Annotated in this window: 1 pseudogene; it reads right to left on the bottom strand. The window is 63.0% G+C overall.

Going from position 1 to position 300, the window contains the following annotated elements:
• Positions 1-218: 218 nt before the first annotated feature.
• Positions 219-300: pseudogene (locus EE949_RS00935) on the bottom strand (threonine dehydratase); the annotation flags it as partial.

The following is a 300-nucleotide window of genomic DNA, read 5'->3' as shown; positions in this document are numbered from 1 at the left end:
TCAAGGCCGAGACCGTCACGCCACCCGAGGCTCAGCCGGTCGAAATGACCACCCCCGCGCCGGTCGAGACCCAGCCAGCGCAGTAGTAGCTTCACACTGATCGTTCCTCAGAGCGTGGGCACGATCAAGATGCCAGCCTTTACGTTGATCGTTCCCATGCTCCGCGTGGGAATGCCGCTCAGGACGCTCCGCGTCCCGGTGTAAGCAGCTTGAAGGCCTCAGCCCAAGAACAACCGGTACGCCGGGTTCTCGCTTTCATCCCAGTACGGATAGCCGATCTCGGCCAGCGCCTGGCTCACC

Source organism: Pseudomonas viridiflava (genome assembly GCF_900602065.1).
Lineage (GTDB): Bacteria > Pseudomonadota > Gammaproteobacteria > Pseudomonadales > Pseudomonadaceae > Aquipseudomonas.
This window is presented reverse-complemented; position numbering and strand designations above follow the sequence as displayed.